This is a genomic window from Pseudomonas fluorescens, assembly GCF_005938625.1.
GTDB classification, from domain to species: Bacteria; Pseudomonadota; Gammaproteobacteria; order Pseudomonadales; family Pseudomonadaceae; genus Aquipseudomonas; species Aquipseudomonas fluorescens_BD.
Genome location: NZ_VCNJ01000088.1, coordinates 20,787 through 36,538, shown reverse-complemented (window position 1 = coordinate 36,538; position 15,752 = coordinate 20,787). Strand labels below are relative to the sequence as shown.

The 15,752-nt window shown below is 58.4% G+C and carries 18 protein-coding genes and 2 pseudogenes; 11 read left to right on the top strand and 9 right to left on the bottom strand.

All coding sequences use genetic code 11. The annotated features are described in order from the left end of the window. Positions 1–94: 94 nt before the first annotated feature. The 3 genes and pseudogenes from FGA82_RS30000 to FGA82_RS32645 all read right to left on the bottom strand — a co-directional run. Positions 95–466, bottom strand: coding sequence for a glutaredoxin family protein (locus FGA82_RS30000; protein WP_141129890.1), 372 nt, complete (start codon positions 464–466; stop codon positions 95–97). A gap of 104 nt (positions 467–570) precedes the next feature. Continuing rightward, positions 571–1,116 carry a GTP cyclohydrolase I FolE gene (folE, locus tag FGA82_RS29995; RefSeq protein WP_212760558.1) on the bottom strand — a complete coding sequence of 182 codons (546 nt, stop codon included), beginning with the start codon at positions 1,114–1,116 and terminating at the stop codon, positions 571–573. A gap of 22 nt (positions 1,117–1,138) precedes the next feature. Then, positions 1,139–1,387 (bottom strand): annotated as a pseudogene (locus FGA82_RS32645) (site-specific integrase); the annotation flags it as partial. Between FGA82_RS32645 and FGA82_RS29985 the strand changes: the two are divergent. Then, positions 1,379–1,492 (top strand): annotated as a pseudogene (locus tag FGA82_RS29985) (DNA adenine methylase); the annotation flags it as partial. The pseudogenes FGA82_RS32645 and FGA82_RS29985 overlap by 9 nt on opposite strands. A 183-nt stretch (positions 1,493–1,675) precedes the next feature. Continuing rightward, the gene (locus tag FGA82_RS29980) at positions 1,676–2,410 is read left to right on the top strand and encodes a hypothetical protein (protein WP_249384301.1); all 735 of its coding nucleotides are present in this window, start codon (positions 1,676–1,678) and stop codon (positions 2,408–2,410) included. Positions 2,411–2,552: 142 nt separating this feature from the next. Here FGA82_RS29980 and FGA82_RS29975 read toward each other — a convergent pair whose 3' ends face one another. The 3 genes from FGA82_RS29975 to FGA82_RS29965 all read right to left on the bottom strand — a co-directional run bounded on the left by FGA82_RS29975 (position 2,553) and on the right by FGA82_RS29965 (position 4,237). Then, positions 2,553–3,110, bottom strand: a complete 558-nt coding sequence (locus tag FGA82_RS29975; RefSeq protein WP_034151743.1) for a Smr/MutS family protein — start codon at positions 3,108–3,110, stop codon at positions 2,553–2,555. A 74-nt stretch (positions 3,111–3,184) separates the two neighbouring features. Next, entirely contained in the window at positions 3,185–3,505 is a 321-nt protein-coding gene (locus FGA82_RS29970) for a hypothetical protein (protein WP_007914024.1), read from the bottom strand. A 141-nt stretch (positions 3,506–3,646) separates the two neighbouring features. Then, positions 3,647–4,237: a cysteine hydrolase family protein gene (locus FGA82_RS29965; protein WP_141129888.1), complete on the bottom strand. Its 591-nt coding sequence runs from the start codon at positions 4,235–4,237 to the stop codon at positions 3,647–3,649. A 239-nt stretch (positions 4,238–4,476) separates the two neighbouring features. Between FGA82_RS29965 and prmB the strand changes: the two genes are divergently transcribed. Beyond that, on the top strand, positions 4,477–5,385 hold the full coding sequence (gene prmB, locus FGA82_RS29960; protein WP_122605429.1) for a 50S ribosomal protein L3 N(5)-glutamine methyltransferase: 909 nt from the start codon (positions 4,477–4,479) through the stop codon (positions 5,383–5,385). A gap of 118 nt (positions 5,386–5,503) precedes the next feature. Here prmB and FGA82_RS29955 read toward each other — a convergent pair whose 3' ends face one another. Together FGA82_RS29955 and FGA82_RS29950 are read right to left on the bottom strand one after the other, a co-directional pair. Then, positions 5,504–6,295, bottom strand: coding sequence for a hypothetical protein (locus tag FGA82_RS29955; protein WP_141129887.1), 792 nt, complete (start codon positions 6,293–6,295; stop codon positions 5,504–5,506). Between the two features lie 99 nt (positions 6,296–6,394). Beyond that, entirely contained in the window at positions 6,395–7,348 is a 954-nt protein-coding gene (locus FGA82_RS29950) for an alpha/beta hydrolase (protein ID WP_141129886.1), read from the bottom strand. A 130-nt stretch (positions 7,349–7,478) separates the two neighbouring features. Here FGA82_RS29950 and aroC point away from each other — a divergent pair, with 130 nt between their 5' ends. The 5 genes from aroC to mtnC all read left to right on the top strand — a co-directional run bounded on the left by aroC (position 7,479) and on the right by mtnC (position 11,701). Then, complete coding sequence (gene aroC, locus FGA82_RS29945) at positions 7,479–8,570, top strand: chorismate synthase (RefSeq protein ID WP_141129885.1); 1,092 nt, start codon at positions 7,479–7,481, stop codon at positions 8,568–8,570. 34 nt (positions 8,571–8,604) lie between these two features. Next, positions 8,605–9,750 carry an MFS transporter gene (locus FGA82_RS29940; protein WP_141129884.1) on the top strand — a complete coding sequence of 382 codons (1,146 nt, stop codon included), beginning with the start codon at positions 8,605–8,607 and terminating at the stop codon, positions 9,748–9,750. Next, positions 9,747–10,373: a methylthioribulose 1-phosphate dehydratase gene (locus tag FGA82_RS29935; protein ID WP_141129883.1), complete on the top strand. Its 627-nt coding sequence runs from the start codon at positions 9,747–9,749 to the stop codon at positions 10,371–10,373. The genes FGA82_RS29940 and FGA82_RS29935 overlap by 4 nt, the downstream gene beginning before the upstream one ends. A 94-nt stretch (positions 10,374–10,467) precedes the next feature. Beyond that, complete coding sequence (locus FGA82_RS29930; protein WP_141129882.1) at positions 10,468–11,013, top strand: 1,2-dihydroxy-3-keto-5-methylthiopentene dioxygenase; 546 nt, start codon at positions 10,468–10,470, stop codon at positions 11,011–11,013. Positions 11,014–11,017: 4 nt separating this feature from the next. Next, entirely contained in the window at positions 11,018–11,701 is a 684-nt protein-coding gene (mtnC, locus tag FGA82_RS29925; RefSeq protein ID WP_141129881.1) for an acireductone synthase, read from the top strand. A gap of 207 nt (positions 11,702–11,908) precedes the next feature. Here mtnC and FGA82_RS29920 read toward each other — a convergent pair whose 3' ends face one another. Next, positions 11,909–12,187, bottom strand: a complete 279-nt coding sequence (locus tag FGA82_RS29920; RefSeq protein WP_008080936.1) for a DUF3509 domain-containing protein — start codon at positions 12,185–12,187, stop codon at positions 11,909–11,911. Positions 12,188–12,577: 390 nt separating this feature from the next. On the opposite strand from FGA82_RS29920, the gene FGA82_RS29915 reads away from it, so the two are divergent. From FGA82_RS29915 to FGA82_RS29905, 3 genes are all read left to right on the top strand, one after another. Further along, on the top strand, positions 12,578–14,416 hold the full coding sequence (locus tag FGA82_RS29915) for a long-chain-acyl-CoA synthetase (protein ID WP_141129880.1): 1,839 nt from the start codon (positions 12,578–12,580) through the stop codon (positions 14,414–14,416). A gap of 97 nt (positions 14,417–14,513) precedes the next feature. Continuing rightward, positions 14,514–15,032: an ankyrin repeat domain-containing protein gene (locus tag FGA82_RS29910; protein ID WP_141129879.1), complete on the top strand. Its 519-nt coding sequence runs from the start codon at positions 14,514–14,516 to the stop codon at positions 15,030–15,032. Between the two features lie 167 nt (positions 15,033–15,199). Next, a complete protein-coding gene (locus tag FGA82_RS29905) occupies positions 15,200–15,730 on the top strand; it encodes a hypothetical protein (protein WP_141129878.1) in 531 nt (176 codons plus the stop codon). Positions 15,731–15,752 lie beyond the last annotated feature (22 nt).

Here is a 15,752-nt window from a genome sequence, read left to right as displayed (position 1 = left end):
GGGGGTAACCATTTCATTAGTGATCTGTGGCGTTCACAAAACCTGTGGGAGCTGGCTTGCCAGCGATGAGGCCATCAGCATCACCACATAATCATCAGACTGCCGCGAAGCGCTTATCCAGATAATCAATAATCACCTTCGACTCATACATCCACGTCGTCTGGCCATTTTCTTCAATCCGCAGGCAAGGCACCTTGATCCGGCCGCCCTGTTCCAGCAGCGCCTGACGATCCTGTTCATTGTTCTTCGCATCCTTCAGTGTCACCGGCACATTCAAACGGCGCAGCGTACGGCGGGTTTTTACGCAGAACGGGCAGGCGTGGAACTGATACAGCGTCAGATCCTTCGCGGCTGCCTCGACCTGAGCCTGGGCAGCGGCGGGGCGTTTTTTCTTGCCCGGACGGGTGATGAAGTCGATGAAGATAACCAGTTGGCCGAGGCCGACACGAAGCGCTTTGACGAACACGTTGAAAGCCTCACGGTGCAAATTGAGAAAGGCGCGCAGCTTACCCGATTTTTCACGGGCAAAAAAAAACCGGCGATGAATGCCGGTTTTCTTCGTGCTGCGAATTACTTGATCAGGCTGAGAAACTCGCTGCGGGTCGCAGCGTTTTCGCGGAACTCACCGAGCATCACCGAGGTGATCATCGACGAATTCTGCTTCTCGACACCGCGCATCATCATGCACATGTGCTTGGCCTCGATCACCACGGCTACGCCCAGTGCGCCAGTCACTTGCTGGACAGCATCGGCGATCTGACGGCTGAGGTTTTCCTGAATCTGCAGGCGGCGGGCGTACATGTCGACGATCCGCGCGACCTTCGACAGGCCCAGCACTTTGCCGCTCGGGATGTACGCAACATGCGCCTTGCCGATGAATGGCAGCAGGTGGTGTTCGCACAACGAGTACAACTCGATGTCCTTGACCAGCACCATTTCGCTGTTGTCGGAGCTGAACAGGGCACCGTTGGTGACCTCTTCGAGCGTCTGTTCATAACCGCGGCAGAGGTACTTCATGGCTTTGGCGGCACGCTTTGGCGTGTCGAGCAGGCCCTCGCGGGACACGTCCTCGCCCAATTGGCCGAGAATCGCGGTGTAGTTCTGTTCCAGTGTCACAGGGGCTGATTCCATAAGGGTTTCAGAGGGGTACTGTTTCTGTCTGTACCAATTTTGTACCAATCAAGCTGTTTTCGAGCTTACCGAGTTCAACCCAGTCAGTGCTGGAGTTGATCCATCGGGCGTAAGTCGATAGCAACATCTGAACGCTATGACCGAGCTGAGTGGCAATAAACGCAGGGTTCATACCCGCCATGAGGCACATGGTAGCGTATGTGTGTCGGCAGTTGTATTGCCGGCGGGCGCGAATCCCCAATTCGATCAGCGCGGCCTGGAAGAGTTCGTCCGCCACTTCGAATGAGCGCTCAGTTCGCGACAGGTATTTGAATGGCCGAAAATAACCCTCCCCGGAACGCTCACCGACATCCAGCGCGCCAGAGTAGATCTCTCACGTCAGCTATTTTATCGAGTAAAATCCTGAAACGTCATTTTTGCTATGGCAGCAATCGCCATTCTCGCGGCCTCTAATGACCCGCAAAGGTGTCACTGACGCAAAGGCCACAGGTCAACCTTTACCCTGTTGAGAAGCCAGAGAGTTGCTGTGTGTGGAGGCTGAACCTTGGCATTCGCAGGCAAGAAGAGATGGGTGAAAGGTTCATTTAAAACGACGGCCCGAAAGGGCCTTTTGCATTACCTGGATGCGATTTTCGCGCCTGTTAGCCAAAGGAAAATCATGAAAAGTTCAATCAATGATATGGCGTTTACCGAGCGTCGCCGCGTGCCTGTGAGGGCTTTATTGGGCGGTGTTTTATTCTTGGTCATGGCCATCCAGGGATTCCGTATGGAGTCCAATGGAATTGCTGCGCTGCTGCTGGTGTGTTCGTTATGGTACTTGGGCATGGCGTGGCTGAATCGCAACGCTGGTTCGCAAACTTTGATGGTCCTCAAGGACAAGGGCATCTGGTTTTTCAATGCTGATGGGTTAGTCCCTTACACATCGATTGAAGCCACAGAGGTCGAATCGTACAGCGGGATAGCTCAGATGCAACTCAATACGGTACTTCATATCATTGCCGAGAAGGCTGACACTCTGCCGAACTTTAATGACAGCCGGTGGAAGATCTTTTTCAAGATGCCAAGTGCGCGAAAGGGTAAAGGCTTTCGTAAGCATCTTGTAGTGTTCAACTATGGGGGTCTGCGCGACGAAGACGGCAAAAACGTCGACTACGAGAACCTTGAAGAAGAACTCACTTACCGTATCGAAAAGGCTCACCAAGAGGAACACGAGCAGAGCCATTCAGTTTATGTGCCCTCATCGTCAGCAAACGATGCGCTGGCGCCTGTCACTCATTGAATTGCGCTTAATGCGTCGGTCGCTGGCAGTGGGTGCAAAGCCGACTGCCGAAAGATGCCGTTCAGCTGCGCCATTCGAACAGCTTCAGCAAAGTAAAAGCCCCGCATCGTGACTAACGATGCGGGGCTTCAGATGGGGCGGATTATTCGTCGCGGCCTTCCATCATGGTGCGTTTGAGCATCACATAAACCGCGCCGGCACCGCCGTGTCTGGCCTGGCACGAGCAGAAACCCAGCACCTGCGCATGTTGACGCAGCCAAGTGTTGACGTGGCTTTTGATCATCGGCCGCTTGCCGTCCAGGCGTACAGCCTTGCCGTGAGTAACACGCACACAGCGGATTTCGAATTTGGTCGCTTCGGCAAGAAACGCCCAAAGGGTTTCGCGGGCCTTCTCTACGCTCATGCCATGCAGGTCAAGGCTGCCTTCGAACGGAATCTGACCGACCTTGAGCTTGCGCATCTGACTTTCCTGCACGCCGTCACGCGCCCACATCAACTCGTCTTCCGGGCCGACGTCGATCACAAACTGATCGGACAGACCATCAACGGTAGCGGTGTCGGTGCGCACGGTGGCGGACTGGCGCAGCTTGGCAATCTGTGCGCGGTCAGCCTTGGGTTTGCCGGTGTCGGCGCGGTCGTGCTTGATCGGCTTGACGCCTTGGATCGCACTTTTGAACAGAGAAAAATCGTCGTCTTGCATGTCAGCCTCCGCGAAGGGCGGCCAGTTTACCCAAGTCGAAACAAAACGGCCCGGCAAAAAGCCAGGCCGGTGCGTCAGTCGTGTTTTTTCATCAGGTGAGGGGACATGTTCAGTTCCCGCGATTGCCGTGCGCGACGGCGGCAGCGACGCCACAGGGCGACACCGAAATACAGAAACAGCAAACCGACCGCCAGAATGATCGCCGAGCCCATCGGCGTAGCGTTCAAGTCACCGAGTGCCGGTGGGCGCCCAAGCAGGCTGGCCGCCCCGGCCATCGCCAGCAGCACGCCGAACGTGGCCAGAATGGCCGCGATCGCTGCGCCGAAACGAAAACGCCAGTTGCTTTGGCCTTTGGGCCGCAAGCGGCGTGCGTCAAATCCATCGGATAACTTCATTCCGACCTTCCTCAATGGGTATCGGCCCTTCGACCGGGAGTTGACCGGGTTGTTCCTGAGGCTATGGCATTTGCGGCAAATGAGAGGATTTTGCGGATGAGCGGCGCCGTGAGCCGCTCATCTGAAGTGGATCTGCGCAGATCAGATCAGGTCTTGAGTCAGTGCGAGGGTGGCGAAGTTATCCGCCATGATCGCCATTTCAGCTTCCTGCACCACGGCAGCGTTGAGCACGCGGCCCTTGAACGGCAGATCGCGAGTGGCGCAGGCGTCTTCGACCAAGGTGCAGCGGAAACCCAGGTTTTTCGCCGCACGCACGGTGGTGCTGACGCTGGAATGGCTCATGAAACCGCAGACGATCAAGTCCAGCGAGCCAAGGTTTTGCAGACGATCGAGCAACTCGGTGCCGTGGAAGGCGCTCGGCAGCAGTTTGCCGATGATGGTTTCATCACCTTGTGGCTCGAGGCCCGGGATGAACTCGCCGCGTTCGCCCTGCGGGTCGAACAGGCCACCGACGGTGCCGAGATGACGCACGTGCACGATCGGCCGACCGGCTGCACGGGCTGCGGCAACCACTTGTTTGATGTTCGCGACGGCCGCGTCCATGCCGCTCAGGGCCAGCGGGCCACTGAGATATTCTTTCTGGGCATCGATGATGACCACGGTGGCATGGCTCAGTGTGGCCGCTGCGTAACCGCGACCGCTGAGTTGAAACATCGTTTTTGGAACGGACATTCTGGGGCTCCTTGGGGTGGGGCTTTTGCGACATTGTCCTCTGGCTGAGCGGTTCTGTGAATCGCTACCATCGTAGGCACCGTCGTTATTGGCCTGCAGCCTTGTCAAGTTACACGTTCTGTTCAATAGCCGATGCAAAAAACAGAAAACTCCTACTGTCGGCGCGATGTTTTTCCTGCGTCGTCGTCACGCGTTTTGGCTGGTAGAATCGCCAGTCGTTTTTTCTGGAGTTCTGCGCCGTGATCACTTCCCGACTTCGTACCCTGCGTGACCATATCCGTTGGGCCGTCAGCCGCTTCCATGGGGAGGATCTGTTTTTCGGCCATGGCACCGACAATGCCTGGGACGAAGCCCGGCAACTCGTGCTCGGTGCGTTGCACCTGCCGTGGGAAATCGCCGACAGCTACCTCGATTGCGCGCTCGAAGACGACGAGTTGGTCAACCTGCAACGACTGCTCAAGCGCCGCATCGAAGAACGCATTCCGACCGCTTACCTGTTGGGTGAGGCGTGGTTCTGCGGCATGTCGTTCATCGTTGACGAGCGCGTGTTGATCCCGCGTTCGCCGATTGGCGAACTGATCGAAAACCGCTTCGCCCCGTGGATCGGCACCGAACCTGCGCGGATTCTCGACCTCTGCACCGGCTCCGGTTGCATCGGTATCGCCTGCGCTTACGAGTTCCAGAACGCCGAGGTGGTGCTGGCCGATCTGTCGTTCGAAGCGCTGGAAGTGGCCAACCAGAACATCGAGCGCCATGGCGTCGATGAGCGCGTCTACACCGTGCAGGGAGATGGTTTTGATGGTTTGCCGGGTCAGCGTTTCGACCTGATCGTGTCGAACCCGCCTTATGTGGATGCGGAAGATTTCGCGGACATGCCGGACGAATATCAGCATGAACCAGAGCTGGGTCTGGCGTGTGGCGATGATGGTTTGAATCTGGTTCGGCGGATGCTCGCTGAAGCGGCGGACCACCTGACCGAGAAGGGCTTGCTGATTGTCGAAGTGGGTAACAGCCAGGTGCACGTTGACGCGTTGTACCCGGAAGTCGATTTTGCCTGGCTGGAATTCGAACGTGGCGGGCATGGCGTGTTCATGCTGACGGCGGAGCAGTGCCGCGATCATCAGGCACTTTTCGCTTCCCGCGTCTAATCGGCCGATCGTTCCCACGCTCTGCGTGGGAATGCCTCAATGGACGCTCTGCGTCCGCTGTTGGGACGCGGAGCGTCCCGGGCTGCATTCCCACGCGGAGCGTGGGAACGATCAGCCATCAGCGGTGCGTGGCAATCCAGATCAACAACCCTGCCTGAAACACCGCAAACGCCACCAGACACGTAATCGTGAAACGCAGCCCGGCGTCTTCACGCTTGAACTTGCTGACCTTGTCTTCCTGCTTCTTCAGCTTCACTTCCTGCTCGGCCAGATTCTGCTCGGCCTGCTGAAGCATCTGCGCCGCTTCAAGAATCTCGACGATCTGCAGCTTTTCGCTGTTCCAGTCGCCGAGCAAATCGCCAACCTGCACTTCCTTGACGCTGCCCTTCAAATGCTGGGCATCGGCGTACACCACATCAAAGCCGTGCACGCGCAGGAAATGATCGCGACGCAGACGCGTGTCTTCGTTCAGCGCGTCCTTGTTGTTCAAGTCCATGCCGTCGACGGTGTAGGTCGGCCAGCGCTTTTTCGCCCAATTGATGCCTTGCGCGGCCATGTAACGGCCGATGCCACGGTTCATCGGTTCGATCTGCAGGCCGCTGTCCGGGCCGAAGTGCACACGCTTGATCGTGTGATCAACCCACACATCCAGTTGATTCTGCTCTTTGCGCACACGCTGGCCGGGCAGTTTGATCGCCATGCGCATCAGGCTTTTTTCTTTGCTGATGCGCTCGGCATAGCCGAATTCGACGAAGCGCAAGGGGCGGCCGCCAGTGTTGCGGTCGGTCTGCAGTGGGGCCAGGCGGAGCATCTTGTGGTGCTCGACGTGGACATCCGCCCACGGCAGCTCGACCGCTGGCGGTGCGTCTTTTTCAGCGGTGGTGTCGGGTGAAGTCTGGGTATCAGTCATAACGGCGAGATCCTGTCCAAGCCCTGCTTGTCGCCAGCCGTTGCGCTGGCGACAAAGGCTTATCGGCCGTTTTTTGCAGGACTAGAGGGCAAACAACCGTTAACGGGTGCGAAGTCCGTCAATAAACTCGATGATTTTTGCGCCGAGTTCGGCGGCCAGCGGCAAATTAGGGTCCTTGTACGAGGCCAATTGCCGCTTCATATCGTTGTGCACGATGCGCATGACGTGGTTCATGCCATCGATCACCGCCAGTTCGGCGTCGGGTTTGGCGGATTTCAGCGCCTGCGCATCGCCAACGCCGACCTGCATGTCGTTGCTGCCCTGAACAATCAGCGCCGGCATCTGCAATTGCGCGAACGCTTTTGCCGGATCCTGACGGAACAGTGAAATCAGATACGGCTGCACGCTCGGGCGGAAAATCACCTGCAACGGTTGCGGCACATTGTCATCGGTGTGGCCGGCCTTGAGGCTGTCGAGTAGTTCATTACTGCGCAGCATCAGCGGCGGCGGCAGGCTGCGGGCCAGTTGCTCGCGGATCACCTGATCGACCGGGCGGGCACTGCCGGACAGGGAAATCACCGCCGCCGCATCGACTTTCGGCGCGGCGAGGCTGGCAATCAGTGCGCCTTCACTGTGGCCGAGCAGGATCAGTTTGCCGAAACGCGGATCGGCCTTGAGCTTTTGCCCCCACGCCACCGCATCCGCCGCGTAGGCCTCTACCGACAAATTGCGCTCATCGGGCGTCGCCGCAAGGCTCGCCGCAACACCGCGTTTGTCGTAGCGCACGCTGGCGATGTTGTGTTTGGCCAACACCCACGCCAGGCGTTTGAGGCTGTCGTTGCGTCCGCCGTCGGGGTTGTTTCCGTCACGGTCCGTAGGACCTGAGCCAGAAATAATCAGGACAACCGGCACCGGGTTGTCAGATTTTGGCAGCAGCAGCGAACCGAAAAGTTCGCCAGTGCCGGTATCCAAAGTGACCGGGCGTTGTAGGACCGTCGCTTGGGCAAAGCCCGTAAACAGGGTAAGACTCAAGATCAAAACTCGCAGCATCATCACGCCATCATTCGCCAAGGTGCCGGTTGGACTCGCCAGCACCACTAAGGTTCGAGGATGAACTACTCGGTTAGCCTGCGTATACTGGCGCGCATCACGAATTTGGGTTTGATTTCACGGAGCGTCCTGCATGTCCGGCAATACCTACGGCAAGTTGTTCACTGTCACCACCGCTGGCGAGAGCCATGGTCCGGCGTTGGTCGCCATTGTCGACGGCTGCCCGCCGGGCCTGGAGATCTCCCTCGAAGACCTGCAGCGCGACCTCGATCGCCGCAAGCCGGGCACCAGCCGCCACACCACCCAGCGTCAGGAAGCCGACGAAGTCGAAATCCTCTCCGGCGTGTTCGAAGGGCGCACCACCGGTTGCTCGATCGGCCTGCTGATCCGCAACACCGACCAGAAGTCCAAGGACTACTCGGCGATTAAGGATCTGTTTCGCCCGGCCCACGCCGACTACACCTACCACCACAAATACGGTGAGCGCGACTACCGTGGCGGTGGCCGTAGCTCGGCGCGCGAAACCGCGATGCGCGTGGCGGCCGGTGCGATTGCCAAGAAATATCTGGCCAGCCAGGGCATCGTCATCCGCGGCTACATGAGCCAGCTCGGCCCGATCGAAATCCCGTTCAAGACCTGGGATTCGGTGGAAGAGAACGCATTCTTCAGCCCGGATCCGGAAAAAGTGCCGGAGCTGGAAGCCTACATGGACCAATTGCGTCGCGACCAGGACTCGGTCGGCGCAAAAATCACCGTGGTTGCCGAAGGCGTGATGCCCGGTCTGGGCGAGCCGATTTTCGACCGTCTCGACGCCGAACTGGCCCACGCGCTGATGAGCATCAACGCGGTAAAAGGCGTGGAAATCGGTGCCGGATTCGCTTCGGTTGCCCAGCGCGGCACCGAGCACCGCGATGAAATGACTCCGGAAGGTTTCCTCAGCAACAATGCGGGCGGCATCCTCGGCGGCATCTCGTCCGGTCAGCCGATTGTTGCCCATTTGGCGCTGAAACCAACGTCGAGCATCACCACCCCGGGCCGTTCGATCGATATCCACGGCAATCCGGTGGATGTGATCACCAAGGGCCGTCACGACCCATGCGTCGGCATCCGCGCCACGCCGATTGCCGAAGCGATGATGGCCATTGTGCTGATGGATCACCTGCTGCGTCACCGTGGGCAGAACGCCGATGTGCGCGTGAGCACGCCGGTGCTGGGTCAGCTTTGATGGCAGGCCTTAAAGCCGTCGCGGCATAACCGGCGTGACGGCGCTCCCTTACTGGCGACTGTCCAGTTTCTATCTGTTCTACTTCGCCTTGCTCGGGTCGACAGCGCCGTTTCTGGCGCTGTACTTCGATCACCTCGGCTTCAGTCCGGCGCGGATCGGTGAACTGGTCGCCATTCCGATGCTGATGCGCTGCGTGGCGCCGAACATCTGGGGCTGGCTCGGCGATTACACCGGCAAACGTCTGGCCATCGTGCGCTTTGGCGCGGTGTGTACGCTGCTGACGTTTTCCCTGATTTTCATCAGCAAGACCTACGCCTGGCTGGCGATGGTCATGGCGTTGCACGCGTTCTTCTGGCACGCGGTACTGCCGCAGTTCGAAGTCATCACCTTGGCGCATTTGCAGGGGCAGACCTCACGTTACAGCCAGATTCGCCTGTGGGGCTCGATCGGTTTCATCATCACCGTGGTCGTACTGGGCCGGCTGTTCGAATGGCTCAGCCTCGACATCTACCCGGCGGCGCTGGTGCTGATCATGGCCGGCATCGTCCTCAGCAGTTTGTGGGTGCCAAACGCGCAACCGCCGCAGGGCAATCGGCCGAACGGCGAGGGTTTCCTCAAGCAACTGCGCAATCCCGGCGTGCTGGCGTTTTATGGCTGCGTGGCGCTGATGCAAATGAGCCACGGCCCGTATTACACCTTTCTGACCCTGCACCTTGAACGACTCGGCTACACACGCGGCACCATCGGTATGCTCTGGGCCGTGGGTGTGGTCGCCGAGGTGCTGATGTTCATGGCGATGAGCCGGATTCTCGCGCGGTTTTCCCTGCGTCGCGTATTGATGGCGAGTTTTCTGCTGGCGGCATTGCGCTGGTTGCTGCTAGGTTCGTTCGCCGAGTTTCTCTGGGTGCTGTTGTTCGCGCAGATTCTGCACGCAGCCACCTTCGGCAGTTTTCACGCCGCTGCCATCGCTTTCGTGCAACGTAGTTTCGGCGCGCGTCAGCAAGGGCAGGGCCAGGCGTTGTACGCAGCACTGGCCGGCACTGGCGGTGCGCTCGGCGCGTTGTATTCCGGTTACAGCTGGAATGCCCTCGGCGCAACATTGACCTTTAGTATTGCCAGTCTCGCAGCGCTCGCTGCTGCCGTTATCATCGCCACACGTATGCAAGAGGACAGGCCATGAGCCTTACGCGTGAACAACTCGCCCAGCAAATCGTCGACGCCGGGCGTTTTCTGTATGGTCGCGGCTGGTCGCCGGCCACCAGCAGCAACTACTCGACGCGCCTGTCGCCGAGCGAAGCGCTGCTGACCGTGTCCGGCAAGCACAAGGGCCAGTTGGGTCTGGACGATGTGCTCGCCACCGACCTTTGCGGCAACAGCCTGGAGGCGGGTAAAAAACCGTCCGCCGAAACCCTGCTGCACACCCAGCTCTATAGCTGGCGGCCGGAGATCGGCGCAGTGCTGCACACCCATTCGGTCAACGCCACGGTGCTGTCGCGCCTGACGCCGGAAAACTTTATCGAATTCGAAGACTACGAACTGCAGAAAGCCTTCAGCGGCATCTCGACCCATGAATCGCGAGTGCGCGTGCCGATTTTCGACAACGATCAGGACATTGCGCGCCTCGCCGCCAAGGTGCAGCCTTGGCTCGACGCCCACCCTGATTGCGTCGGCTATCTGATTCGCGGCCACGGCCTCTACACCTGGGGCGCGCAAATGAACGACGCGCTGCGGCAGATCGAGGCCTTTGAATTTCTGTTTGAATGCGAGTTGAAAACCCGCAGCGTCATGAACCGCCAAGGCTGACTTCACCGGAAGTAGCCCATTTGCCTGATGAAATGCTGTGCCCGACCGGTCTGCAAGAACCGGACGGCAAGGCCGATACCGAGGAATTGCCCCAATGAGCAGCCTGTCCGTCTATCACGTCTCAAGCCCCGACATTCCCAACAAAGTGCTGACCCACTTTGAAGACATCGCCTCGACCCTGGCCGAGCAGGGCGTGCGCTTCGACCGCTGGCAAGCCGCCGCGAAGATTCAGCCCGGCGCCACCCAGGAAGAAGTGATCAGCGCTTATAAAGAGCAGATCGACAAGCTGATGACCGAGCGCGGTTACATCACTGTCGACGTGATCAGCCTGAACAGCGATCACCCGCAAAAAGCCGAATTGCGCGCCAAGTTCCTCGAAGAACATCGCCATGGCGAAGACGAAGTCAGATTTTTCGTCGCCGGCCGTGGCCTGTTTACCTTACACATCGACGATTACGTCTACGCCGTACTCTGCGAGAAGAACGATCTAATCTCGGTTCCGGCCGGCACCAGACACTGGTTCGACATGGGCGAGCATCCGCACTTCGTGGCGATTCGCCTGTTCAACAACCCTGAAGGCTGGGTTGCCAACTTCACCGGCGAAGACATCGCCGGCCGTTTCCCGCGTCTGGAGGACTGATTCGATGTCGATCAAAGCCATTGTCACCGACATTGAAGGCACCACCAGCGCGGTGAGTTTCGTCTTCGACGTGCTGTTTCCGTATGCCGCTAAACACCTGCCGGATTTCGTCCGCCAGAACGCCGAACGCGCCGATGTTGCCGAGCAACTCGACGCTGTGCGCCGTGACAGCAATGCACCGCAAGCCGATGTTGAGCGGGTTGTTGAAATTCTGTTGAGCTGGATCGAGGAAGATCGCAAAGCCACGCCGCTCAAAGCTTTGCAGGGCATGGTCTGGGCCCAGGGTTATCACGCCGGGCAGTTGAAAGGGCATGTTTACCCGGATGCCGTTGAAGCGCTAAAACGCTGGCATGCGGCGGGTTATCAACTGTTTGTGTACTCGTCGGGATCGATTCAGGCGCAGAAGCTGATTTTCGGCTGCTCGGAGGCGGGGGATCTGACGCCGTTGTTCAGCGGGTATTTCGACACCACCTCGGGACCCAAGCGTGAGGCGCAGTCTTACACCAACATTCAGCAAGCGATCGGTGTTGAAGCGGGGGAGATTCTGTTTCTCTCGGACATCGTCGAAGAACTCGACGCCGCACAAGCGGCAGGCCTGCAAACATGTGGCCTGGCTCGTGAAGGCGGGGAGTTGGGCAGCCACATCACCGTCGACACCTTTACCGGCATAGAACCCGAAGCCTTCTAATCACACTCGATCCCTGTAGGAGCTGCGGAACGCTGCGATCTTTTGATCTGTTTTTAGAATCAGGATCAAAAGATCGCAGCGTTCCGCAGCTCCTACAAAGAGTTAGCGATCACAGTTGAGATGGAGATCGCGATAGAGATCGCGCACAAAAAAACAGGCCGTGAAGCGCATGCTCCACGGCCTGTTTTGTTTAAAGCGTTTTAAAAATTACAGCGAGTGATACGTCGGCAGAGCAAAACGCTGCTGGCTCTGCAGCATGGCAATTTGCGGCAGCTCACTGGCTTGTTCTGCCAGGTCACGACGAATGGCACTGATTGCCCACGACAGTTGGTCGCCGGCATGCAGTTGTTGATAAGTCAGTGCGCGCTTAAACACTTTGCCGTCGCTGCTGCGCAGAGTCAGCAGGATCCCGCCATCGGGACGTGGCGCAGTGGTGACGTCGAAGTTGGAGAACAGGGAGGTAAATTTTTCTTGGATCAGGCTCATGTCTTTCAGCTCCGTATGCACTTGAATGGCAAGCATGCAGAGGAGGTTGCAGAGTTTGTGCCAGCATTTGATTAAAAAAATATCCTTATAAATCAATAGCTTGAAAATTATGATTTTTGAAGGCGTCGTGCAATCTGCATGAGTGGCCATCGTGCATCCTGCATTTTGCGGGATCGTGATCATTTCTACGGAACCAAACGCTGAGCCGGCGATCAGCTCCGCGCCCGCCACGTCAGCGGATACAAAACATTGCAAAAACCGCGTGTACAGCGTGAGAAGCGCTGACGTATTTTCGATCTCGAACCGCGCTCGAACGCGTCGGTTGCTTTAAGCCAAAGCCCGAAAAATAAAAACATCGACCTGCACGCCAAGGTCGGACGGGGAGCTTTTATGAGCCACGCGCCAAGCGACACGATTACCTGGGGCATGATGCTCCGCAAACTGCCAATGATTGCCAAAGCCATCCCGCGGGTGGTCAAGGGCATGAAGGTGGCCAATGTCACGGATCCGACCCAAAGCTGTGGCCTTGGCTGGACATTTGAGCAAGCGACGTTGCGCAATCCCGAGGGGCCGGCGTTGTTGCAGGGCGATGTATTGTTGACCTATTCGCAGGTCAATCAGTGGGCCAACCGCATTGCCCACTATCTGAGTGCGCAGGGCATCGGCAAGGGCGACGTGGTCGCGGTGTTTATCGAAAACCGCCCGGAATTGCTGGTGACCATTCTGGCGCTGGCCAAGGTCGGCGCGGTCAGCGCGCTGCTCAATACCTCACAAACCCGCGACACATTGATCCACAGCGTGAATCTGGTAGCGCCGGTGGCGATTGTGGTGGGCGAGGAACTGGTACCAGCTTATGCGGCGATTCGCGACCAAGTGGCGATTACCGCGCCGCGCACCTGGTTCGTCGCCGATCAGGACACCTACAGCCATCCGGGCATTGCGCCCGACGGCTACGTCAACCTGATCAGCGCCAGTGCCGACGCCGCCAGTGACAATCCGCCGAGCAGCCAGCAGATCTTTTTCGATGATCCGTGTTTCTACATCTACACCTCCGGCACCACCGGCCTGCCCAAGGCCGGGGTGTTCAAGCACGGGCGCTGGATGCGCAGCTCCGCCAGTTTCGGCATGATCGCCCTCGACATGGGCCCCGACGACGTCGTCTATTGCACCTTGCCGCTGTACCACGCCACCGGCCTCTGCGTGTGCTGGGGCTCGGCGGTCAACGGCGCTTCAGGCTTCGCGATTCGGCGTAAATTCAGCGCCAGTCAGTTCTGGAACGACGTGCGCCGATATCGCGCCACCACCATTGGTTACGTCGGCGAGTTGTGCCGCTATCTGGTCGATCAACCGGCCAGCGCCGACGACAACCGTCACGAGGTGCGCAAGATGATCGGCAACGGCTTGCGTCCCGGCGCGTGGGCCGAGTTCAAGACGCGCTTCGCCGTCGACCACATCTGTGAACTGTATGCGGCGAGCGACGGCAACATCGGTTTTACCAATATCCTCAATTTCGACAACACCATTGGCTTCTCGCTGATGGCCTGGGAGCTGGTGGCCTACGATCATGACAGCGGTGAACCGCTGCGCAGCGCCGACGGTTTCATGAGCAAGGTTGGCAAAGGCGAGCAGGGCTTGCTGCTGGCGCGGATTGACGAGAAGGCGCCGCTGGACGGCTACACCGATCCGCAGAAAACCGCCAAGGTCGTGCTGCACGACGTGTTTACCAAGGGTGACCGTTTCTTCAACACCGGTGATCTGCTGCGCAACATCGGTTTTGGCCACGCACAATTTGTTGATCGGCTCGGTGATACGTATCGCTGGAAGGGCGAAAACGTCTCGACTACTGAAGTCGAAAACCTGTTGCTGCAACACCCGCACATCTCCGAAGCGGTGGCCTATGGCGTGGAAATTCGCAACACCAACGGCCGTGCCGGGATGGCGGCGATCACGCCTGCGGAATCCCTCGCGACGCTGGATTTCGCCGAGTTGCTGACCTTTGCCCGGGAGCGTATGCCGGCCTATGCCGTGCCATTGTTCCTGAGAGTGAAGGTCAAAATGGAAACCACTGGCACCTTCAAATATCAGAAAACCCGACTGAAAAATGAAGGCTTCGACCCCGGTCAGACAGGCGATGATCCGATCTACGCATGGCTGCCCGGAACGCAGACTTATGTTCGGGTCACTGACGACGTATTGGCCGAAATTCATCAGGGCAAACATCGTTATTGAATCTGGCTATGGGCCGGCTTGAGAAAAAGGGGGTGACAGCCACGGCCTCGCTCGGGAAACTGTCGGCTTTCCGATTGACCGAAAGTGGAGTTGCCCCATGTCCGACCAAAGCCGCCAGATGACCCCTGAAGAAGCTGCCGAATTCACCGAGCAGGTTTTCAACAAGGCGCGCGACGGTGATGCCGAGATGCTTGATCGTCTGGTCACGGCCGGTTTGCCGGTGAACCTGAAAAACAGCAAGGGCGACACCCTGTTGATGCTGGCCAGCTATTACGGCCATGTGGATGCGGTGCAAGTGCTGCTTAAACACAAAGCCGATCCGGAAATGCGCAATGGCAACGGCCAGAGTCCGATTGCCGGTGCCGCATTCAAAGGTGACCTGGCGGTGGTCAAGGCGTTGGTCGAGGCGGGTGCCGAGATTGAAGGCTCGTCGTTTGACGGGCGTACGGCGCTGATGATGGCAGCGATGTTCAACCGTGTTGAAATCGTTGAATACCTGATCAGCAAAGGCGCCAACGCGCAGGCCAAGGATGCCAATGGCGTGACGGCGCTCGACGCGGCGCGCACCATGGGCGCAGTCGATACCACTGCGCAGCTGGAAAAGTTGTTGGCCTGATAAGGTCAAAAGATCGCAGCCTGCGGCAGCTCCTACAATAATTGCGTTCGTGGCCCATTTCGCGGTCGAACGCTGAACTTGCAGGAGTTGCCGCAGGCTGCGATCTTTTGCTTTGTGCGCTATCCTCCGCGCCCTCGAAATTCACCTTCGCCACAGGATCCGCCCTCATGAAAGCCGCACTCGTCGAACTCATCAGCAAAATCAGCTCCGGCTGCATGGGCGAGGACGAGATCCTGAAAGTCGCCGACGAAGCGGCACAGGCCTACGCCGATGCCGATGCCTTTCTGGCAGCCAATCCGGACATCAACTACGACGACACCTTCCCGATCCCGTTGGGTGAGTGGGTCGTAGTCGGTAGCCTGCCGGAAACCGTGCTGTTCCAGGCCGACACCTACGTTGACCTGTTCGCGCAGATCGTTGCCTCTTTTGGCCCGGGCGTTGATTTCAACCTCAAACCCAAGCAACTGGCCAAGACCGAAGCACTGGTCGCGCTCAACCGCATCCAGGTGCAAATGAGCAGCATGAACAAGGAAAACGGTGGTTACACACTGATGAACTTCAGCCAGTTGCTCGACGACGAACTGCAAATGGTGCTGGTCTACGGCAACGACGTGCCTCGGGTGCTGGAACTGTGCGCCGAAGTCGGCATCGCCGCCGCACCCTCGCTCGAAGCCCTGAAGATCGCCGTTCACGTCTGAGTGCAATAAAAGGGAACCCTGC

Coding starts and splice junctions, on each gene's coding strand:
- mtnC (WP_141129881.1), top strand. CDS start 11,018: ATGTCGATCAAAGCCATTGTCACCGACATTGAAGGCACCACCAGCGCG.
- FGA82_RS29965 (WP_141129888.1), bottom strand. CDS start 4,237: ATGTCCGTTCCAAAAACGATGTTTCAACTCAGCGGTCGCGGTTACGCA.
- FGA82_RS29935 (WP_141129883.1), top strand. CDS start 9,747: ATGAGCCTTACGCGTGAACAACTCGCCCAGCAAATCGTCGACGCCGGG.
- FGA82_RS29955 (WP_141129887.1), bottom strand. CDS start 6,295: ATGACTGATACCCAGACTTCACCCGACACCACCGCTGAAAAAGACGCA.
- FGA82_RS29910 (WP_141129879.1), top strand. CDS start 14,514: ATGTCCGACCAAAGCCGCCAGATGACCCCTGAAGAAGCTGCCGAATTC.
- FGA82_RS29905 (WP_141129878.1), top strand. CDS start 15,200: ATGAAAGCCGCACTCGTCGAACTCATCAGCAAAATCAGCTCCGGCTGC.
- FGA82_RS29930 (WP_141129882.1), top strand. CDS start 10,468: ATGAGCAGCCTGTCCGTCTATCACGTCTCAAGCCCCGACATTCCCAAC.
- FGA82_RS29920 (WP_008080936.1), bottom strand. CDS start 12,187: ATGAGCCTGATCCAAGAAAAATTTACCTCCCTGTTCTCCAACTTCGAC.
- FGA82_RS29970 (WP_007914024.1), bottom strand. CDS start 3,505: ATGAAGTTATCCGATGGATTTGACGCACGCCGCTTGCGGCCCAAAGGC.
- FGA82_RS29975 (WP_034151743.1), bottom strand. CDS start 3,110: ATGCAAGACGACGATTTTTCTCTGTTCAAAAGTGCGATCCAAGGCGTC.
- FGA82_RS29950 (WP_141129886.1), bottom strand. CDS start 7,348: ATGATGCTGCGAGTTTTGATCTTGAGTCTTACCCTGTTTACGGGCTTT.
- FGA82_RS29915 (WP_141129880.1), top strand. CDS start 12,578: ATGAGCCACGCGCCAAGCGACACGATTACCTGGGGCATGATGCTCCGC.
- aroC (WP_141129885.1), top strand. CDS start 7,479: ATGTCCGGCAATACCTACGGCAAGTTGTTCACTGTCACCACCGCTGGC.